The organism is Salmonella sp. 3C (assembly GCF_025426275.1).
GTDB lineage: Bacteria > Pseudomonadota > Gammaproteobacteria > Enterobacterales > Enterobacteriaceae > Salmonella > Salmonella enterica.
Window position 1 is genome coordinate 2,490,693 of sequence record NZ_CP104858.1, and the last position, 17,587, is coordinate 2,508,279.

Annotated in this window: 17 protein-coding genes and 1 pseudogene; 8 read left to right on the plus strand and 10 right to left on the minus strand. The window is 50.9% G+C overall.

Annotated elements, in window-relative coordinates; translation table 11 throughout:
• Positions 1–47: 47 nt before the first annotated feature.
• Both sltY and trpR read left to right on the plus strand, forming a co-directional pair.
• Entirely contained in the window at positions 48–2,018 is a 1,971-nt protein-coding gene (gene sltY / locus N7E69_RS11835) for a murein transglycosylase (protein WP_205904239.1), read from the plus strand.
• Positions 2,019–2,075: 57 nt separating this feature from the next.
• Positions 2,076–2,402 carry a trp operon repressor gene (gene trpR, locus N7E69_RS11840; RefSeq protein ID WP_000192003.1) on the plus strand — a complete coding sequence of 109 codons (327 nt, stop codon included), beginning with the start codon at positions 2,076–2,078 and terminating at the stop codon, positions 2,400–2,402.
• A gap of 101 nt (positions 2,403–2,503) precedes the next feature.
• Here the strand turns inward: trpR and yjjX are convergent, their stop codons facing one another.
• Entirely contained in the window at positions 2,504–3,019 is a 516-nt protein-coding gene (gene yjjX / locus N7E69_RS11845) for an inosine/xanthosine triphosphatase (protein ID WP_001751134.1), read from the minus strand.
• Positions 3,020–3,067: 48 nt separating this feature from the next.
• Between yjjX and gpmB the strand changes: the two genes are divergently transcribed.
• On the plus strand, positions 3,068–3,715 hold the full coding sequence (gene gpmB, locus N7E69_RS11850) for a 2,3-diphosphoglycerate-dependent phosphoglycerate mutase GpmB (RefSeq protein WP_000942363.1): 648 nt from the start codon (positions 3,068–3,070) through the stop codon (positions 3,713–3,715).
• On the opposite strand, the gene robA is transcribed toward gpmB, so the two are convergent.
• The gene (robA, locus tag N7E69_RS11855) at positions 3,712–4,581 is read right to left on the minus strand and encodes an MDR efflux pump AcrAB transcriptional activator RobA (protein WP_000371685.1); all 870 of its coding nucleotides are present in this window, start codon (positions 4,579–4,581) and stop codon (positions 3,712–3,714) included. The genes gpmB and robA overlap by 4 nt on opposite strands.
• 211 nt (positions 4,582–4,792) lie before the next feature.
• Here robA and creA point away from each other — a divergent pair, with 211 nt between their 5' ends.
• The 4 genes and pseudogenes from creA to creD all read left to right on the plus strand — a co-directional run bounded on the left by creA (position 4,793) and on the right by creD (position 8,788).
• On the plus strand, positions 4,793–5,266 hold the full coding sequence (gene creA / locus N7E69_RS11860; protein WP_000875811.1) for a protein CreA: 474 nt from the start codon (positions 4,793–4,795) through the stop codon (positions 5,264–5,266).
• Positions 5,267–5,278: 12 nt separating this feature from the next.
• A complete protein-coding gene (gene creB / locus N7E69_RS11865) occupies positions 5,279–5,968 on the plus strand; it encodes a two-component system response regulator CreB (protein WP_001187038.1) in 690 nt (229 codons plus the stop codon).
• Positions 5,968–7,392: a two-component system sensor histidine kinase CreC gene (gene creC / locus N7E69_RS11870; RefSeq protein ID WP_001219531.1), complete on the plus strand. Its 1,425-nt coding sequence runs from the start codon at positions 5,968–5,970 to the stop codon at positions 7,390–7,392. The genes creB and creC overlap by 1 nt, the downstream gene beginning before the upstream one ends.
• Positions 7,393–7,449: 57 nt before the next feature.
• Positions 7,450–8,788: pseudogene (gene creD / locus N7E69_RS11875) on the plus strand (cell envelope integrity protein CreD).
• Between the two features lie 57 nt (positions 8,789–8,845).
• Here the strand turns inward: creD and sthE are convergent.
• The 8 genes from sthE to arcA all read right to left on the minus strand — a co-directional run bounded on the left by sthE (position 8,846) and on the right by arcA (position 17,121).
• On the minus strand, positions 8,846–9,931 hold the full coding sequence (gene sthE, locus N7E69_RS11880) for a fimbrial major subunit SthE (RefSeq protein ID WP_001253763.1): 1,086 nt from the start codon (positions 9,929–9,931) through the stop codon (positions 8,846–8,848).
• Positions 9,932–9,971: 40 nt separating this feature from the next.
• Positions 9,972–10,529: a fimbrial protein gene (locus N7E69_RS11885; protein ID WP_001056984.1), complete on the minus strand. Its 558-nt coding sequence runs from the start codon at positions 10,527–10,529 to the stop codon at positions 9,972–9,974.
• Positions 10,530–10,546: 17 nt separating this feature from the next.
• On the minus strand, positions 10,547–13,084 hold the full coding sequence (locus tag N7E69_RS11890) for a fimbrial outer membrane usher protein (protein WP_001160705.1): 2,538 nt from the start codon (positions 13,082–13,084) through the stop codon (positions 10,547–10,549).
• A gap of 45 nt (positions 13,085–13,129) precedes the next feature.
• On the minus strand, positions 13,130–13,813 hold the full coding sequence (gene sthA, locus N7E69_RS11895; protein WP_000680512.1) for a fimbrial biogenesis chaperone SthA: 684 nt from the start codon (positions 13,811–13,813) through the stop codon (positions 13,130–13,132).
• Positions 13,814–13,883: 70 nt separating this feature from the next.
• Positions 13,884–14,429, minus strand: a complete 546-nt coding sequence (locus N7E69_RS11900; protein ID WP_000482239.1) for a fimbrial protein — start codon at positions 14,427–14,429, stop codon at positions 13,884–13,886.
• 338 nt (positions 14,430–14,767) lie between these two features.
• Entirely contained in the window at positions 14,768–15,439 is a 672-nt protein-coding gene (locus N7E69_RS11905; protein WP_000811635.1) for a winged helix-turn-helix transcriptional regulator, read from the minus strand.
• 384 nt (positions 15,440–15,823) lie between these two features.
• The gene (locus N7E69_RS11910; RefSeq protein WP_000749515.1) at positions 15,824–16,138 is read right to left on the minus strand and encodes a hypothetical protein; all 315 of its coding nucleotides are present in this window, start codon (positions 16,136–16,138) and stop codon (positions 15,824–15,826) included.
• Positions 16,139–16,404: 266 nt separating this feature from the next.
• Positions 16,405–17,121 carry a two-component system response regulator ArcA gene (arcA, locus tag N7E69_RS11915; protein WP_001194359.1) on the minus strand — a complete coding sequence of 239 codons (717 nt, stop codon included), beginning with the start codon at positions 17,119–17,121 and terminating at the stop codon, positions 16,405–16,407.
• 95 nt (positions 17,122–17,216) lie between these two features.
• Between arcA and yjjY the strand changes: the two genes are divergently transcribed.
• Positions 17,217–17,357, plus strand: a complete 141-nt coding sequence (gene yjjY, locus N7E69_RS11920) for a protein YjjY (protein ID WP_001541509.1) — start codon at positions 17,217–17,219, stop codon at positions 17,355–17,357.
• Positions 17,358–17,587: the final 230 nt, after the last annotated feature.

Consider the following 17,587-nt stretch of genomic DNA (forward strand, 5'->3'; position numbering starts at 1 on the left):
GGCGCAAATGGCTATGACTGGTTAGCATAAATTCATTACGCGGCATGATGCTGCATTGGATAACAATTGAGGAAGTGCTTGTGGATAGAGCCAAACCATTTGTCTGGCGTCTCGTCGCCGCCAGCGTATGCCTGCTGACCTTTTGTCACCTCGCGCGGGCCGACTCACTGGAAGAGCAGCGTAACCGCTATGCGCAGATTAAGCAGGCCTGGGACAACCGCCAGATGGATGTGGTAGAGCAGATGATGCCGGGTCTGAAAGATTATCCGCTCTACCCGTATCTGGAATACCGTAAGATCACCGACGATTTGATGAACCAACCGGCGATTGCCGTCACGCAGTTTGTGCGCGCCAATCCTACGCTTCCGCCTGCGCGTACGCTGCAATCACGCTTCGTCAATGAGCTGGCGCGTCGTGAAGACTGGCGCGGCTTGCTGGCGTTTAGCCCGGAGAAACCCGGCACCACGGAAGCGCAATGTAACTATTACTACGCGAAATGGAGTACCGGGCAAACGGAAGCGGCCTGGCAGGGCGCGAAAGACCTTTGGCTGACCGGCAAAAGTCAGCCGAATGCCTGCGATAAACTGTTCAGCGTCTGGCGGGCCTCCGGCAAGCAAGACCCGCTGGCGTACCTGGAACGTATTCGGTTGGCGATGAAAGCCGGAAATACGGGTCTGGTTACGGTGCTGGCCGGACAGATGCCGGCGGAATATCAAACGATCGCCTCAGCGATCATTACCCTCGCTAATGACCCTAATAACGTGTTGACCTTCGCACGCACCACCGGCGCCACCGATTTTACCCGCCAGATGGCGGAAGTCGCGTTTGCCAGCGTCGCCCGCCAGGACGCGGAAAATGCGCGTCTGATGATCCCCTCGCTGGTACAGGCGCAGAAACTTAATGAGGAACAAACGCAGGCGCTGCGCGATATCGTTGCCTGGCGACTGATGGGCAACGATGTGACCGATGCGCAAGCGAAATGGCGCGATGACGTGATTATGCGCTCGCAATCGACGTCGCTTATCGAGCGGCGCGTGCGTATGGCGCTGGGGATGGGCGATCGTCGCGGTCTCAATACCTGGCTTGCCCGACTGCCAATGGAGGCGAAAGAGAAAGACGAGTGGCGTTACTGGCAGGCGGATTTATTGCTGGAGCGCGGTCGTGACGCCGAAGCGAAAGAGAGCCTTCATGCTTTAATGCAGAAGCGCGGTTTTTATCCGATGGTCGCGGCGCAGCGTTTAGGCGAAGAGTACACGCTTAAAATCGATAAAGCGCCCGCCAACGTAAACAGCGCGTTGACGCAGGGGCCGGAGATGGCGCGTGTACGGGAGCTGATGTACTGGAACCTGGATAACACGGCGCGCAGCGAATGGGCGAATCTGGTAAAAAGCCGTAGTAAATCTGAACAGGCGCAGCTGGCGCGCTATGCGTTTAACCAGCACTGGTGGGATCTGAGCGTACAGGCGACGATCGCCGGAAAACTGTGGGATCATCTGGAGGAGCGTTTCCCGCTGGCGTATAACGATCTTTTTACCCGCTATACCCGCGGAAAAGATATCTCACAAAGCTATGCCATGGCGATTGCCCGCCAGGAGAGCGCCTGGAACCCGAAAGTAAAATCGCCGGTAGGGGCCAGCGGCTTAATGCAGATTATGCCGGGAACGGCCACCCATACGGTGAAAATGTTTTCGATTCCGGACTACCGCGGCCCCGGCCAACTGCTGGAGCCGGAGACCAACATCAACATTGGCACCAGCTATTTGCAGTATGTCTATCAGCAGTTTGGTAATAACCGTATTTTCGCCTCGGCGGCGTATAACGCCGGGCCGGGGCGCGTGCGCACCTGGCTTGGCAATAGCGCCGGGCGTATCGATGCCGTAGCGTTTGTCGAAAGCATTCCCTTTTCGGAAACGCGCGGCTACGTGAAAAACGTTCTGGCCTATGACGCTTACTATCGCCACTTTATGGGGCAGAAAGAGGCCTTAATGAGCGACTCTGAGTGGCAGCGACGGTATTAATGCAGACGGGTTATGTTATCATTTGTACTCGTGTAACAGTACAAACGGCGGTATAACATGACCCAGCATTCCCCTTATTCATCGGCTATCGCCGAACAACGTAATCAGGAGTGGCTTCGTTTTGTGGAGTTACTCCGTCAGGCATATGCAGAGGATCTGCATCTGCCTTTATTACAACTGATGCTTACGCCGGACGAGCGTGAAGCGCTGGGAACGCGCGTGCGCATTATTGAGGAGTTGTTGCGTGGCGAAATGAGCCAGCGCGAGTTGAAAACCGAGCTGGGGGCGGGCATCGCCACCATCACGCGCGGGTCAAACAGCCTGAAATCCGCGCCGGTTGAACTGCGTCATTGGCTTGAGAACGTACTGCTGAAAAACGCCTGATTTGCTCGTAGGCCGGATAAGGCGAAGCGGCCATCCGGCAACATCGCCGCGAAATGCCTGATGGCGCTGTGCTTATCAGGCTTACAATATAGCGCAAATAATTATCGATACACCGCGTTATGAAACGGGCTGAGCGCCAGGATCACCACCTGGTAGTAAACGCTGGAGCGCGTTAATTTTCCGGCGGTAAATACGCCAATGGCGCCCTCTTTGCGACCAATCTCGTCAATACCGGTATAGTGGGACATCACCGGGCCAAGCGCTTCTCCCTGGCGGACTCTGTCGAGAATGACGGCGGGCAGCGGCAGCGTGGCCGATCGCGCTTCACCGCGCTGAACGCCGTTATCAATCACCACCCAACTGAAGGTGGCGTCATCGTCAATTCCGGCTTCAATGGCTACCCAGAAATCAGCTTGTGGATGCAGGCGTCGCGCATTATCCACGCGATTTCGTGCGCCAGCACGCGTTTCCTCGCTTCCGAAGGGCTGCTCCGGTACGCCGCTCTCGACGGCGACGGGCGTAATATGGCACGATCCTTCGCCGAAAATCTCTTCAAATGCCTGTAGAATTGCCTGAATTTTGGCAGGATTGGTGGTCGCAGAGATAACCTGGTGCATAATTAAGCTCAGTTTTAAAAATTTATCGCAGTATAACGGAAAAAAAACATGTTACAGGTATACCTTGTTCGCCACGGTGAAACGCAGTGGAACGCCGAGCGACGTATTCAGGGCCAATCGGACAGTCCCCTGACAGCAAAAGGCGAGCAGCAGGCCATGCAGGTAGGAGAACGCGCCCGCAGCCTCGGCATCACCCATATCATCAGCAGCGATTTAGGCCGCACAAAACGCACGGCGGAGATTATCGCCCAGGCGTGCGGGTGTGATATTACCTTTGACTCCCGCCTGCGCGAGCTGGATATGGGCGTGCTGGAAAAGCGCCAGATCGATTCGCTGACGGAAGAAGAAGAGGGCTGGCGTCGTCAGTTAGTCAACGGCACGCAGGATGGCCGCATTCCCGGTGGGGAATCGATGCAGGAGTTGAGCGATCGCGTTCATGCCGCGCTGGCGTCCTGTCTGGAGCTACCGCAGGGCAGCCGACCTTTATTGGTCAGTCACGGTATCGCGTTGGGCTGTCTGGTCAGTACTATACTGGGACTACCCGCCTGGGCGGAACGCCGGTTACGTTTGCGCAACTGCTCTATTTCCCGCATCGATTACCAGGAAAGCCAGTGGCTGGCGTCTGGGTGGGTGGTAGAAACCGCAGGGGACGTTTCGCATCTGGACGCCCCTGCATTGGATGAGCTACAGCGTTAACGACGAATCGGGATCAGAAATTCGCAGCGCAGGTTGATAGGGCGATCGCCGGTTTTGGTATCTTCTGACGGATAGTATCGCTCTATATCCTGCCCTTTACGACGGGTCAGATTCAGCATTGGCATACAGGTGCCGTAAACGGTCAGGATAAAATCCTGCACGCCGGTTCCTAACCCTTCATAGGTGAACATGACGTATTCACCGCCCTGCAACAGCACAGGATGCGCCGACTGAACATAGCCATCGGCCTGCTCTTGCGGCAGTGCGGTGGTATAGAATACTTCCTGCTCATCGTCTTTCTCCATGCTGGGGCGCGTTTCATTAAGCCCATAAAGCACTGGCGGAATAGTTGGCGAATGACCGAGGAAATCATGCCAGAATTGCACGCGCATTTCGTGGCGGAAGTCGGAAATCTGTTCCAGCGAGCAGGAATAGCTCTGCGTGACGCCAAGGAGCGGCGTATCTTCCAGCGTAACGAACTGATGTTCCGGCACGGTAAACTCGCCCAGCCGTAATGGCGGGCGAATGCCAAAGGCGCTCCATTCCGAGGAGCGACGATACAGCGCTGGCGTCTGGGAAAACTGTTTCTTAAAGGCGCGCGTAAAGGTTTGCTGAGAATCGAAGCGGTACTGAAGAGCAATATCCAGAATTGGACGCGCGGTCAAACGCAGCGCCACTGCTGATTTCGATAAACGACGGGCGCGGATGTAAGCGCCAATGGCGTGGCCCGTCACGTCCTTAAACATTCTCTGCAGGTGCCACTTGGAATAGCCTGCTTTTGCCGCCACATTGTCAAGTGACAGCGGCTGATCCAGATGACCTTCCAGCCAGATTAACAGGTCGCGAATTATGCCAGCCTGATCCATAAAATATCCCCATCCTTTCAACAACGAGCACCCGATATCAGGTAAGAGGATAATAGCATTTTTTGTTCTTTTAGCATTCAGTGTTTTTTTTGAGCTTAAATGCTTTTTTTAGGCAACGTGACAGGTAATTATTCTAATCCTGTGATCTATAACCATTTTATTTTAGAATGTCTAATAATTACGCAACGTAACTTTTATGAATGGTAACAATATGAAATACAAGAGCTTAGTACTTTTCTCAATTTTGTTGCTGCTGGGGCAGAGCGCCCGCGCGGAACAAATTGGTTCAGTCGATACGGTATTTAAAATGTTCGGTCCTGACCATAAAATCGTGGTGGAAGCTTTTGACGATCCTGATGTCAAAAACGTGACGTGCTATGTTAGCCGGGCGAAAACGGGCGGCATAAAAGGCGGATTGGGGCTGGCGGAAGATACGTCTGACGCCGCCATCTCTTGTCAGCAGGTCGGGCCTATTGAACTGAGCGACAAAATTAAGAACGGCAAGGCGCAGGGAGAAGTGGTGTTCAAAAAACGCACCTCATTGATATTTAAGTCATTGCAGGTCGTGCGTTTCTATGATGAGAAACGCAACACGCTGGCGTATCTGGCCTACTCCGACAAAGTAGTCGACGGGTCGCCGAAGAACGCCATCAGCGCGGTGCCGGTCATGCCGTGGCGACAATAATAGGGAAAGAGTATGCAGCAACCGCAGGTCTGGTTAGTCGAGGATGAAAAGGGAATCGCCGATACGCTCATCTACACCCTGCAACTGGAAGGGTTTACCGTTGAGCTATTCGCTCGCGGGCTGCCTGCGCTGGAAAAAGCGCGTCAGCAACGGCCGGATGCGGTGATTCTCGATGTGGGACTACCGGATATCAGCGGCTTTGAGCTGTGTCGGCAGTTGCTGGAACGCCATCCTGCGCTGCCGATTCTTTTCCTGACTGCCCGTAGCGATGAAGTGGATCGATTGCTTGGTCTGGAGATCGGCGCAGATGATTATGTCGCCAAGCCATTCTCGCCGCGCGAAGTGAGTGCCCGCGTGCGCACGCTGCTGCGCCGGGTGAAAAAGTTTGCTGCGCCGTCGCCGGTGGTGCGTACCGGACATTTTGAACTCAATGAACCGGCGGCGCAGATCGCCTGGTTTGGTACGCCGCTCTCGCTGACGCGTTATGAGTTTCTGCTTCTTAAAACCCTGCTGCTGTCGCCGGAGCGCGTGTACTCGCGTCAGCAATTGATGGATATTGTCTGGTCTGATGCCCAGGAGACCTTCGATCGGACGGTCGATACACACATCAAAACCCTGCGCGCTAAGCTACGCGCGATCAACCCGGATCTCTCGCCAATTAACACGCATCGTGGAATGGGATACAGCCTGAGGAGCGTCTGATGCGCATCGGAATGCGTTTGCTGCTGGGCTACTTTCTTATTGTCGCCGTCGCCGCCGTGTTTGTGCTGTCTATCTTTGTTCAGGAGATAAAGCCGGGCGTCCGCCGCGCGACGGAAGGGACGCTGATTGACACCGCAACGCTGCTGGCGGCGCTGGCCCGCGACGATCTCCTTTCCGGCAACCCGACTGACGGCCAGCTGGCGAAGGCATTCGCCCAACTGCAACATCGCCCGTTTCGCGCCAATATCAGCGGGATCGTCAAAGTGCGCAATGAATACCATGTCTACATGACGGATGCACAGGGGAAGGTGTTGTTTGATTCGGAAAACAAAGCGGTGGGGCAGGATTATTCTCGCTGGAATGACGTCTGGCTTACGCTGCGCGGACAGTATGGCGCCCGCAGCACGGCAAAAGATTCTGCCGATCCCAATAGCACCGTGATGTACGTAGCCGCGCCGATAATCAGCGATGGACGGATTATCGGCGTCCTGTCTGTCGGTAAACCGAATGCGGCAATGGCGCCGGTGATTAAGCGCAGCGAACGGCGCATTCTATGGGCCAGCGCCGTTTTACTGGGGATTGCGCTGGCGATTGGCGCGGGGATGGTCTGGTGGATTAACCGCTCCATCGCCCGGTTGACGCGCTATGCGGATTCCGTCACCGAAAACCGCCCACTTGCGTTACCTGCATTAGGCAGCAGCGAGCTGCGTAAACTGGCGCAGGCGCTGGAGAGTATGCGCATTAAGCTGGAAGGCAAGAATGACATTGAGCAGTACGTGTATGCGTTGACTCATGAGCTGAAAAGTCCGCTGGCGGCGATACGCGGCGCGGCGGAGATTCTGCGTGAAGGACCGCCCGCGGATGTGGTTACCCGCTTTACAGAGAATATACTGGCGCAAAATACGCGAATGCAGGCGCTGGTAGCGACCCTGCTGCGCCAGGCGCGGCTGGAAAACCGGCAGGATATCCCTCTCGCGCTGGTTGCTGTTGATGAACTATTTACGCAGCTTAGCGAGGCGCGCAGCATTCAGTTGGCGGCAAAAAATATCACCCTTACTCTACGGCCTTCCTCGCTGGTTGTCGTCGCCGACGCGGAGCTTCTGGCGCAGGCGCTGGGCAATGTGTTGGACAATGCTATCGACTTTACGCCTGAAAATGGCGTTATCACATTAAGCGCTCAGCCGATGGGGGAGAAAGCGATCCTGCCGGTGACGGATTCCGGCTGTGGTATTCCTGATTTTGCGCTGCCGCGCATTTTCGACCGATTCTATTCGTTGCCCCGTGAAAACGGACGTAAAAGCAGCGGGCTTGGGCTGGCGTTTGTCAGCGAGGCGGCGCGGCTCCTCAACGGTGAGGTGACGTTGTGCAACCGTCCCGAAGGCGGCGTGCTGGCCTCGTTGACACTTCACCGTCACTTCACATAACTTCAAATTCTCCCCACATCGCGTTCTTACACTGCTGGCATTGCAAAGGAGAACGCTATGTTGAAATCCCCCCTGTTGTGGAAAATGATTACGTTAGGCGGCGCCATGATCCTGCTGTTAATTCCCCTGATGATGGTACGGCACACCATCGTGGAGCGTGCTGATTATCGAAGCCATGTAGAAGCCGCTATTCGTCAGAGTACCAGCGGCCCACAAAAGGTTGTCGGCCCGCTGGTGGCGAGAGCTCTATACCGTGCTGGAAGAGGAGAAAGAGGTCCAGTATAAGCGCAGCTATCTCTATTTTTGGCTGCCGGAGTCGCTATTGGTTGAAGGCAATCAAAACGTTGAAGCGCGAAAAATAGGTATTTATCAGGGGCAGGTGTGGCATACCGATATGGCGATAAAGGCGGAGTTTGATGTGGCCCGTCTGCATGAGCTGAACAGACCGAACATTACCCTTGGAAAGCCCTTTATCGTCGTGGGCGTCGGCGATGCGCGCGGTATCAGCGCAGTAAAAGCGCCGCAGGTGAATGGTGAAACGCTCACTGTAGAGCCGGGGACCGGCTTACCGGAAAGTAGAGAGGGCATTCATATCCCGCTGCCGGACAGTCAGTGGGCGACGCGCAACCTGACGTTGGCGATGTCGTTAGATTTAAGCGGAACCGGCAGCTTTTCACTGGTTCCCGTCGGGCGTAGCAGTGAAATGACCCTGACCAGTAACTGGCCGCACCCAAATTTTGTGGGGGATTTTCTTCCCGGTAAACGCGAAATCAGCGGTTCAGGATTTCAGGCCCAGTGGAAAACCAGCCGGTTTGCCACGAATCTCGGCGAACAGTTTGCTGATGCGCAAAAGGTGGATTGGGACAACTTACCGGCGTTTAGCGTCGCTGTATCGACGCCAGCCGATCAGTATCAACTGACGGACAGAGCGACGAAATATGCCATTTTGTTGATTACGCTAACGTTTATGGCTTTCTTTGTCTTCGAAACCCTGACGGGGCAGCGGTTACACCCGATGCAGTATCTGCTGGTGGGGTTATCGCTGGTGATGTTCTACCTGCTGTTGCTGGCACTGTCGGAACATATCGGTTTCACGCCAGCCTGGATCGCCGCAAGCCTGGTGGGCGCGTTGATGAATAGCGTTTATTTGCAGGCGGTGCTGAAAGGATGGCGCAATAGCGTACTGTTTACGTTAGCGTTATTGGCGCTGGATGGCGTGATGTGGGGATTGCTGCGTTCGGAAGATAGCTCGTTGCTTCTGGGGACCGGCGTTCTGCTACTGGCGCTTGGCGGCGTGATGTTCCTGACGCGCCATCTGGACTGGTATTCGCTCTCTTGTCAGCAACGTAAGTCATTACCGCCAGTAAAAGATGACGAATTACGTTTGTGGAAATAAATTTTACGGGCGCGCGCGTTAACGTTTTCCCGCCCAGCGCCAGAAAACGTGATGTCATTAGTTATAGGTCAGGTTTAATGTTGCTGTGGCATTCGCTTGCCCGGCCGTTACCGTGGCGGCGGTTTTATAGTAGCGCGCGCTAATTTTCAGGGTGGTGGACATATTCATGGTTCCGCCGCTAACCGTCTGGCTGCCATCGGCATTGGTGGTAATCGTGTGAGTAAAGAGATCAATTTTTTGATTGATTGGCAAACTGTCGGTAAAGAAACCGGCGTCCGGCGCCTGAATACCCAACTGTACGCCAACGCCGGTTGCGCTGGTTGGCGCGCTCGCATTGCTCAACTGGATGACTGAATTATCAGGGTTATTTCCGCTGGCAGGCTGGGCGCTTAACGATGCGGAAATAGCGGTGCCTTGTTCGCAGGTCAATAAGATATCCTGCTCGCCTGTGCCCGCAGTTTGACTGTTAGCGAAACTGCCTAAATTGACGCTGCCTAAATCAACGGTGATGGCAGGTGTTTCTACCCGACATCCCATCGCTTTCATAATCAATTGCGTATTCCCCAAATACAGATGGGTCAGGATATCGCCGCCGGAGTCTTCCGTTGCGCTATCGCGAAAAGATACGCGCGCCAGTGGGCTTTGGAATGTCGCGGTACCGGAGGTGATCGGACCGCCTAAGGCGACCAGTTCAACATTGTAGGCGGGAGCCATCGCATGGTGTGTTTTATTGCCATCGCCATTATGGTAGGTATTATCGATTGGCATGACATTATCGTAAGGGCCAGCATTCGTTTGGGTTTTAATCGCAATGCCCACGCCGGAAATGCCGGTGCTAAATACCGGTGTGTTGTTCCCGTCATTCGCATTGATTGTCGCTGATGTATTTGACTGCGCGCTACCGGGTTCATATAAAAAACCGACCTTATAATCGCGACTACAGCCATCCATTGTGACTTCGGAGGTGGAAACCCAGCCCGATTGCCACAACACTTCGCCTGCGGTATAGGCGTGGCTATCCACCACAAGCTGCGACGGCGGGGTGATAGTGATCGCGCCTTCATTTCCGGAACGTTTACAGGAGGCGTAACCATGACCGGAATACGCGAACAGCAGAATAAGCGCCAGATATAACCTTCTCATGAAAAATTCCTGCTTTTATACCAGGTGAAATAGAAAGATGTTATTGCCATGCGATAGTGATCGTCACAACGGACGTGAAATCCCCTGCCGTGACTTTTCCATACGGGGTATACATCCTTGCGGCGACAGGCAAATTGGCTTCATGGGTATTACTGTTGATATCCACCGTGTAAGTGACGTTGTTGGCCAGATTGACCAGACTTTTACCGTCCAGGTTAAAAAGCTGTAATCCTAAATCCTGCGCCGGATTGGCCGCGCTGTTTGCATAAATCGCAGAAGCATAATTTGGATCGGGATAAGGTACGCCGTTAAATGAAATCGCGGCTTTTGTGGTCGTTGCCGGGCAATTCGTCATTTTTATGGTGAAAGGAATGGTGGCGGTATTGCCGCCGGCCACGGCGATATCCGCCCGGGCATATTGTCCAAGAGAGAGCGTGTCGGGGACCGTCACGGTACACGGATCGGCATAAATTAATCCCGTAACGTTAATGTCTACGGCATCTGCGGTATTGTATGCCGCGCTGATCGATGGCGACCATAATGCCAGACCCGTGAACGTTAACAGGGCGGCTAATGCAGCAAATCTGTTCATATTCATCTTTTATCCCACCAGAATCACTGGCATTGCTCGTGTAAGATTTCTACGCCAGAAGCGGAGGGGGAGCTCGGTATACGATAAGAGACCTGACACCGGTCTGCTGCTGTTGGTCCCCACTTCATTAATAACCGCCCTTGTTTTTCCAGTCCGGTTAACCAGGCTTGCCCCGCATCACCAACAAAACTGCTGTGATTGTCTGGTTTTGTTAAAGACGAGACGGTCGCGCCAAAAGGAACAGGAAGATTGTTTATGCGGGTTAATACCATCAATGCCTTGTAACCAATATTGGTTTTATATTCAGCCCTGACCACCGCGCCACGGGTAGGCACCAGCGTTTTACTGGTATCAATGAGCTCAATATTTTTTCTAATGCCCGTCGTATCTAAAGAGACTTCATTACGATGGTAAGGCGAAGCATAAGGTACGACGGCATAACCCCGAAAATCGGTGTCCACGCCCGTTTCGTTATTCACGGGGACACCCGCTGCGCCAGGGGCTTTAACCAATATGATGGTGTCGTCCATTGGCTGGGATAGTGTCAGGCCATTTCGATGTAACAGTACGCCGCCCTGAACGCCATAATTCAGGCGACGCATATGATTATCGTAGCTATATCCGCCGTTAATATCCGCATACGTCCCGTTATAGGTTGCGCTCACATTACCGCTGGTGGCTTTCTCTTGAGAGGAATAACCTTCCTGAACGCTCCATGAGAGATTTTTCTGTGCCAGCGCTGTTCCGTTTAAACCGACAGTATGCGTGGTATCGCCGTCTTTCGCGGAGTTCATATTGTAGGTGGCATACGTTGACGGCATAAAGGCATCTAACGGAATACTAATATTGATTGAAATTTGCTGGTCATTACTGTCTTCCGTATCGTCGTCTTCATCCTGAGAATTATCGGCGTTCAGCGTATAAGAATAGTTAATGCCATAGCTTACGTTATGCCATGTGTTGTTATAGCCAATACCTAATGATGTGGTATGAGTGTCATTCCAGTAATCTTCATTATATAAAGTGAGTGAAATGGAACCGTAGATAATGTCTTGCGATAACGACAGGTCGGTGCGATTACGGACATGATCATAGTGACTATTATCGCTATAGGTATCCAGCACATCCTCAAGAGCGTAGTAATCTTTGGTCGAATAACGGTAGCCGGCGACAGTGAAATTGGTGCCTGTTGACTGAATATCTTTGCTGTAACGAATACGCCAGGATTGTCCGGTAAGCGTATCGCTAACCACATCGCCTGCTTTAATTTTTGACCATGAGTTGGTGACGTCTAAAGACAATGCGCCCAGATCGCCAAGGTTTAAGCCTGTCCCGATGAGCGCCGCATGATAAACATCATTGCTCAGCGTACTCTCTATTCCGCCATAGGCGGTTATGCCGCCTGCTAATCCGTATAAGGCCGTCAGTTCAGCGAAGTTCTGTTGCGCGGAATGCGTATCTGATGAACGCGTGCGGCCTACCGTCAGGTCGTATTTCAGGTGGCCTTCACGCTGTAATACCGGAACGCTGGCGTAGGGCACAATGAAATGCTGTTCAGAACCATCGGATTCTTTGATGGTGACGTACAGGTCGCCCGAGCCGCCGGTTGGATAAAGATCGTTGATGGCGAATGGGCCCGCCGGAACGTTAGTTTTGTAGATGGTATAACCGTTTTGTTCAACGGTTACCTGCGCGCTGCTTTTGGCCACCCCGCGAATGACCGGGGCGAACCCTTTCATACTGTCCGGCAACATATCGTCATCAGAAGAGATCTGTACGCCCTTAAATGAAATACTGTCAAAGACGTCTGCGGGCGTGTTATTTTCCCCGGCGATCAGCTGTCCTTTTAAAAATTCGATATCGCGAGAAACATAGGTGTAGGCAGAATCCCAGCTATTTTGCCCATCGCTATCGTGATTCCATGTTGAGTAGTTACGAAAACGCCATGCGCCAATGTTAATACCAGGGCGCAGGTTAGCGTATTCGCTATTTTCCGTCCGGTTTTCATCAATATCGTGATCCTGCGATCCGGTAAAACTGTAGTTCAGCAAAAAAGCATTAATGCCTTCATCCCATTCGCTGGTAGGGACGAATTCTCGCGGGTCGGCGATCAACGCGATTTGAGGGATCGCTAAATCCAGCCGGTTACCGATGACATTAAACTTTGCTACAGCGCCAGCCAGCAGACTAAGATCGGTACACCCGTTTGGGTCATTTTTAAGCTCGGGGAAGTTTTCTGTTTTTACGCCCCACTGCTTGAGTTGTTCAACGCTAAGACACGGCTGTAGGGAGAGCTTATTATCTGCTGATTTTTTATTTTTAAAGGCAATATTTTTTGTTTCAACACTGGTGTTATTAATATAAATATCAACATTATAGGTGCCTTCTGCCTGCCCCCCCTTTTCGAAAACCGATAGATCGACATTCTCCACGCCCGGTTCATCATTTTCCAACGATAATGGATTAAAATGATCATGCGCTAACGCTGGTTTTATGGAACAGCATATAAAGAGAAACGATAACGCTAATTGAGAACGGGGCTCTACTCTGGAGAATTGCACAGTAAAAGTCCTGAAAGGGTAAAAGTAAAGTGAAGTCGTTAATGGCTAGAATGAACCGGAATGCGGCTCTAAACTCATCCCATAATCGCTGATTAATCGCCACGTTACCGTGCCATGAGGGGCGGCAGTAGAACCCAATTTAAATGACGCTGATGATTTTGGCGGAACGAAGGTCGCTGATTTCACTTCATGGCTGTTAAGCGTCACACTGGCAAAGTTCATATAATAGGGAGTGGGGTTATTTACGGTAATAACATCACCTGCCGTCTGCCATTTTAATTGTTGGCTCTGGCTATCAGGCGTTGATTTTGTTAATGCTGGTGGTCGATATATAAGCTTTATTTGGGTATTAATGGAGATTTCCACGCGGTTCGCGGAGGCATTATCATCAATAGAAGGAATACCCTTAATATTGAGCCAGTACATAGACTCCCGATCTGCAGGTAGAGGGGCGCCAGAGCGAATAACCCGAATGCTGTTCTTTTGCCCGGCATCAAGGCGAAAAAGAGGCGGGGTGATAATAAACGCCTGCTTATTTGTGACCTGGGGATCGGCAACCGATAACCATGACTGAACAAGATTCGCTTTGCTGTCTTTATTCTCTACATTGATTGACGACTCATCATTATTGCCGTCGAAAACCAGTCGGGTTCCGCCAACAACAATGCTGGCATGGGCAACATGGCTTGTCAGTAATACGGCCAACACGGATTTCTTTATGTGTTTCATTTTTTACTCTGTAAAGATGTTTTACGCTATGGACTGGCATCCTGCCTGTCCACATCAGGATGAGAATGCCTTACTGATACGAAACGGTATACGTAACCTGAGTGCTAACATCTCCACCGGTTACGGTTGCGGAACCATCGTTTGCCATGGCGGCGTAATAGGTAAAGTCTGCTGTCGAGCCGTCGGTTGGCAGGTTTACTGCGGCATCATCCGTGTTATCTGTCACATCGCTATGTGAAGCGTTCTGAATAGAAATACCGACACCCGCGGCGCCCGTTTCCGATCCTTCGTCCGCGTTTTTGAAGTACGTTGGGTTAGAATCATCTGTTGCGCCGTGGAAGCGGAACATGGCCTGGGTTGGTACGCCAGTCCCAGCTTCCGGGCAGCTAACCAGGCTTACGGTAAACGGCACGTAATCGGTTGTGGCGCCTTTTTCCGCGATGCGTTCTTTGCTGTAATTGCCTAAATCAATGGTGGTATCCGTGGAGCCATTAACCTGAACCGTACACGCCTGATCGTAAATTTTGCCATTGAACGTAATCGTGTTCTGGGCAAATACCGGTGTGGATGCTACGGCAGTTAACATTGCCAGGATGATAATTTTCTTATTAAACATATTAATTGTTGCCTGATTCTATTCGCTGAAAAATAAAGATAGCCATATAAAATAAAATATTATATTTTACTCTGTATGCGCTTCTTTCTGTTCTGTAGATAAGCAGGCGGCTATTCTACGTATATCAACTATGAACTCAATAAAAATTCTGATGCAATATTGAACGGCAGTCCAGTTTCGGACCCGGTAACAAAGTTTAATAAAATACCACTAAAGAAGTATGGTTGATGACTGGATTTATAGAGCAAGATCTCTTTTTTGATAATAGTTATTATTTCCTGGAGGATTTATTTAACTCTATATTGCTTTATTTTTAAGAATATACGACGCTTGTCCGTTTAAAATGAAACTGGCAGGTTTCGAAGCTCTAACAGTCTTCCATGCAGTATTTTTATATAGTCCCCCGCTTTTAGTTCTGAAAGTACCTGCATGATACGGCTGCGTGAAAGCCCGGTTCTCTGCTGTATGAAGTTCTGTGCATTGATCTCAAATCGTGAGCTTTCAGGATACGACCACAGTTCAAGTAACAGCGCTTTTATCTGGCTATAGGCGTCCTGCCCGATAAGATTTCTGTCACGGTTAGTCATGAAAGCAATGCGGTACATCAGGATGTTCGAAATGTCACGCCAGAGATGCTTTTCATCAGCTATTTCCACAAAATCTTTTACTGGGACAGGATAATATTCACAGGTGGTTTCGGCGATAAAAAAGACGTCTGAATTCTCTTCTAACTGGTATAAGTCAGCATAGGCATCTACAAGGCCTAAAATCATTGGTGAGACACCGCAGCCCATTACAATGCTGTCGATACGCCGACATACTTTAATAGCGCCTTTAGTGATTAACAGGATGTGGGATTGATTATCAATCTTGATATCCAGTGTTTTACCGGCCGTAATAGTGACAGGGGAGATGTTTTGAATAACGTGCCGATGAATATTTAAAATGGCTTGCAGGTTTTTTTCTTTCCCTGTGGGACGATACACATTCCCGCCGTTTAACTGCTTCATATCTTCCCCATTATTATGGCTGATAAAGTGGTTGACTATTAAAAGGTAAACATAAATTTAATATTCACTTAAAATTATAATTAAGTAAATTAAAATAGCCAACAAGAATATTTAAGTCAATGTATTCACCTTATCAATGCATGAGCGACAACGCTGTTTGTAAGGTTAACCATAGTAAATATGATGATTTTATTTGCAATCATTTTATGACAGCTATCATAGGTACCGTGCTTAACGAGCGCGTAGAGCGTACAGGATAGCGAAGCGATGAACATCGCTATTGGAGGATACGAATGAGAGAAAAGTACAAAATGCAGGCAGGCGGCGTTTTACTGAGCGAAATCGCCGCCTGCCGGAACTCCTCCCGGCGGGAGCCATAAGCGGTTAGCGGTACTGGACGATCAGGCTTTGAATCTCCGGATGATCTTTTAACGACACGTGCCGTACCGTGGCGATTCCATTCATCAACGAAATAGCGTTTCCAGACGGTGTGGCGACTGTCTGCAAATGGGGGATATTATTCCGCAAACATGATACCTCGATATTGCGATCGTGAGGCGCAAGATTACAACCATATTCGACAATCTGGCCTTTGAAATGAATAACGCCTGCGGAGACCGGCGCGGTAGCAGCCAGCGCGGCTGATGAAGCTGACATCGCTGCACAAAACAGGTAGCAGCATAATGGTGATTTTTTCATCCTTTGAAACCTCACGTCCTGTGAGCATCCCCTTATTTTTTGGGGACTAACAAATCCCGTGTATTACTCTTTAATGTAAATACACAAACTACCTTAACTTTCGCAAGCTGAGATAAACAGCGCTATACGACAATTTTTATGTAAAAGAGTACGTCATAACGGCAGGTCAGGAGGGAAAGCGAGGCCGCTTAGCGGAAGGGGGACATAAGAAACAGCCAGTAAGAATAACTTACCGGCTGTTTTTACGGTTTGGCGCCTGGGCCGAATTAATCCTGCAGGTCGCCGCAGAAGCGATAACCTTCGCCGTGAATGGTGGCGATGATTTCCGGCGTATCCGGCGTGGATTCGAAATGCTTACGAATACGACGAATGGTAACGTCAACAGTACGGTCATGCGGCTTCAGCTCGCGGCCGGTCATTTTCTTCAACAGCTCTGCGCGCGACTGAATTTTGCCAGGGTTTTCGCAGAAGTGAAGCATCGCGCGGAACTCGCTGCGCGGTAGTTTATACTGCTCGCCGTCCGGGCCGATCAGTGAACGACTGTTGATATCCAGTTCCCAACCGTTGAACTTGTAGCTTTCAACGCTACGACGCTCTTCGCTGACGGTACCCAGGTTCATGGTACGGGACAGCAGGTTGCGGGCACGGATGGTCAATTCGCGTGGGTTAAACGGTTTGGTGATGTAATCATCCGCGCCGATTTCGAGGCCGAGAATTTTGTCGACTTCGTTATCGCGGCCCGTCAGGAACATCAGCGCAACGTTAGCCTGTTCACGCAGTTCACGCGCTAACAGGAGACCGTTTTTCCCTGGCAGATTGATATCCATGATCACCAGGTTGATGTCATATTCAGAGAGGATCTGATGCATTTCCGCGCCATCTGTCGCTTCGAATACATCATAGCCTTCCGCTTCGAAAATACTTTTCAACGTGTTGCGTGTTACCAACTCGTCTTCAACGATAAGAATGTGCGGGGTCTGCATGTTTGCTACCTAAATTGCCAACTAAATCGAAACAGGAAGTACAAAAGTCCCTGACCTGCCTGATGCATGTCGCAAATTAACATGATCGGCGTAACATGACTAAAGTACGTAATTGCGTTCTTGATGCACTTTCCATCAACGTCAACAACATCATTAGCTTGGTCGTGGGTACTTTCCCTCTGGACCCGACAGTGTCAAAAACGGCTGTCATCCTAACCATTTTAACAGCAACATAACAGGCTAAGACGTACCGGACACCTAATAAAACTACGCTTCGTTGACATATATCAAGTTCAATTGTAGCACGTTAACAGTTTGATGAAATCATCGTAGCTAAATGCTAGCTTTTATCACAAATTTGCAATATTCCAACTAGTTACGTAAGCCAACTAATAAATGTGATGAATACAAAGAACAGGATCTATTTTAAATTAAATTATCCTAAATAAACAGCAGGATAACGATG

Excerpts from the sequence above, each read along its gene's own strand:
- sltY (WP_205904239.1), top strand. The coding sequence starts at position 48 with ATGCTGCATTGGATAACAATTGAGGAAGTGCTTGTGGATAGAGCCAAA.
- trpR (WP_000192003.1), top strand. The coding sequence starts at position 2,076 with ATGACCCAGCATTCCCCTTATTCATCGGCTATCGCCGAACAACGTAAT.
- yjjX (WP_001751134.1), bottom strand. The coding sequence starts at position 3,019 with ATGCACCAGGTTATCTCTGCGACCACCAATCCTGCCAAAATTCAGGCA.
- gpmB (WP_000942363.1), top strand. The coding sequence starts at position 3,068 with ATGTTACAGGTATACCTTGTTCGCCACGGTGAAACGCAGTGGAACGCC.
- robA (WP_000371685.1), bottom strand. The coding sequence starts at position 4,581 with ATGGATCAGGCTGGCATAATTCGCGACCTGTTAATCTGGCTGGAAGGT.
- creA (WP_000875811.1), top strand. The coding sequence starts at position 4,793 with ATGAAATACAAGAGCTTAGTACTTTTCTCAATTTTGTTGCTGCTGGGG.
- creB (WP_001187038.1), top strand. The coding sequence starts at position 5,279 with ATGCAGCAACCGCAGGTCTGGTTAGTCGAGGATGAAAAGGGAATCGCC.
- creC (WP_001219531.1), top strand. The coding sequence starts at position 5,968 with ATGCGCATCGGAATGCGTTTGCTGCTGGGCTACTTTCTTATTGTCGCC.
- sthE (WP_001253763.1), bottom strand. The coding sequence starts at position 9,931 with ATGAGAAGGTTATATCTGGCGCTTATTCTGCTGTTCGCGTATTCCGGT.
- N7E69_RS11885 (WP_001056984.1), bottom strand. The coding sequence starts at position 10,529 with ATGAATATGAACAGATTTGCTGCATTAGCCGCCCTGTTAACGTTCACG.
- sthA (WP_000680512.1), bottom strand. The coding sequence starts at position 13,813 with ATGAAACACATAAAGAAATCCGTGTTGGCCGTATTACTGACAAGCCAT.
- N7E69_RS11900 (WP_000482239.1), bottom strand. The coding sequence starts at position 14,429 with ATGTTTAATAAGAAAATTATCATCCTGGCAATGTTAACTGCCGTAGCA.
- N7E69_RS11905 (WP_000811635.1), bottom strand. The coding sequence starts at position 15,439 with ATGAAGCAGTTAAACGGCGGGAATGTGTATCGTCCCACAGGGAAAGAA.
- N7E69_RS11910 (WP_000749515.1), bottom strand. The coding sequence starts at position 16,138 with ATGAAAAAATCACCATTATGCTGCTACCTGTTTTGTGCAGCGATGTCA.
- arcA (WP_001194359.1), bottom strand. The coding sequence starts at position 17,121 with ATGCAGACCCCGCACATTCTTATCGTTGAAGACGAGTTGGTAACACGC.
- yjjY (WP_001541509.1), top strand. The coding sequence starts at position 17,217 with ATGACTAAAGTACGTAATTGCGTTCTTGATGCACTTTCCATCAACGTC.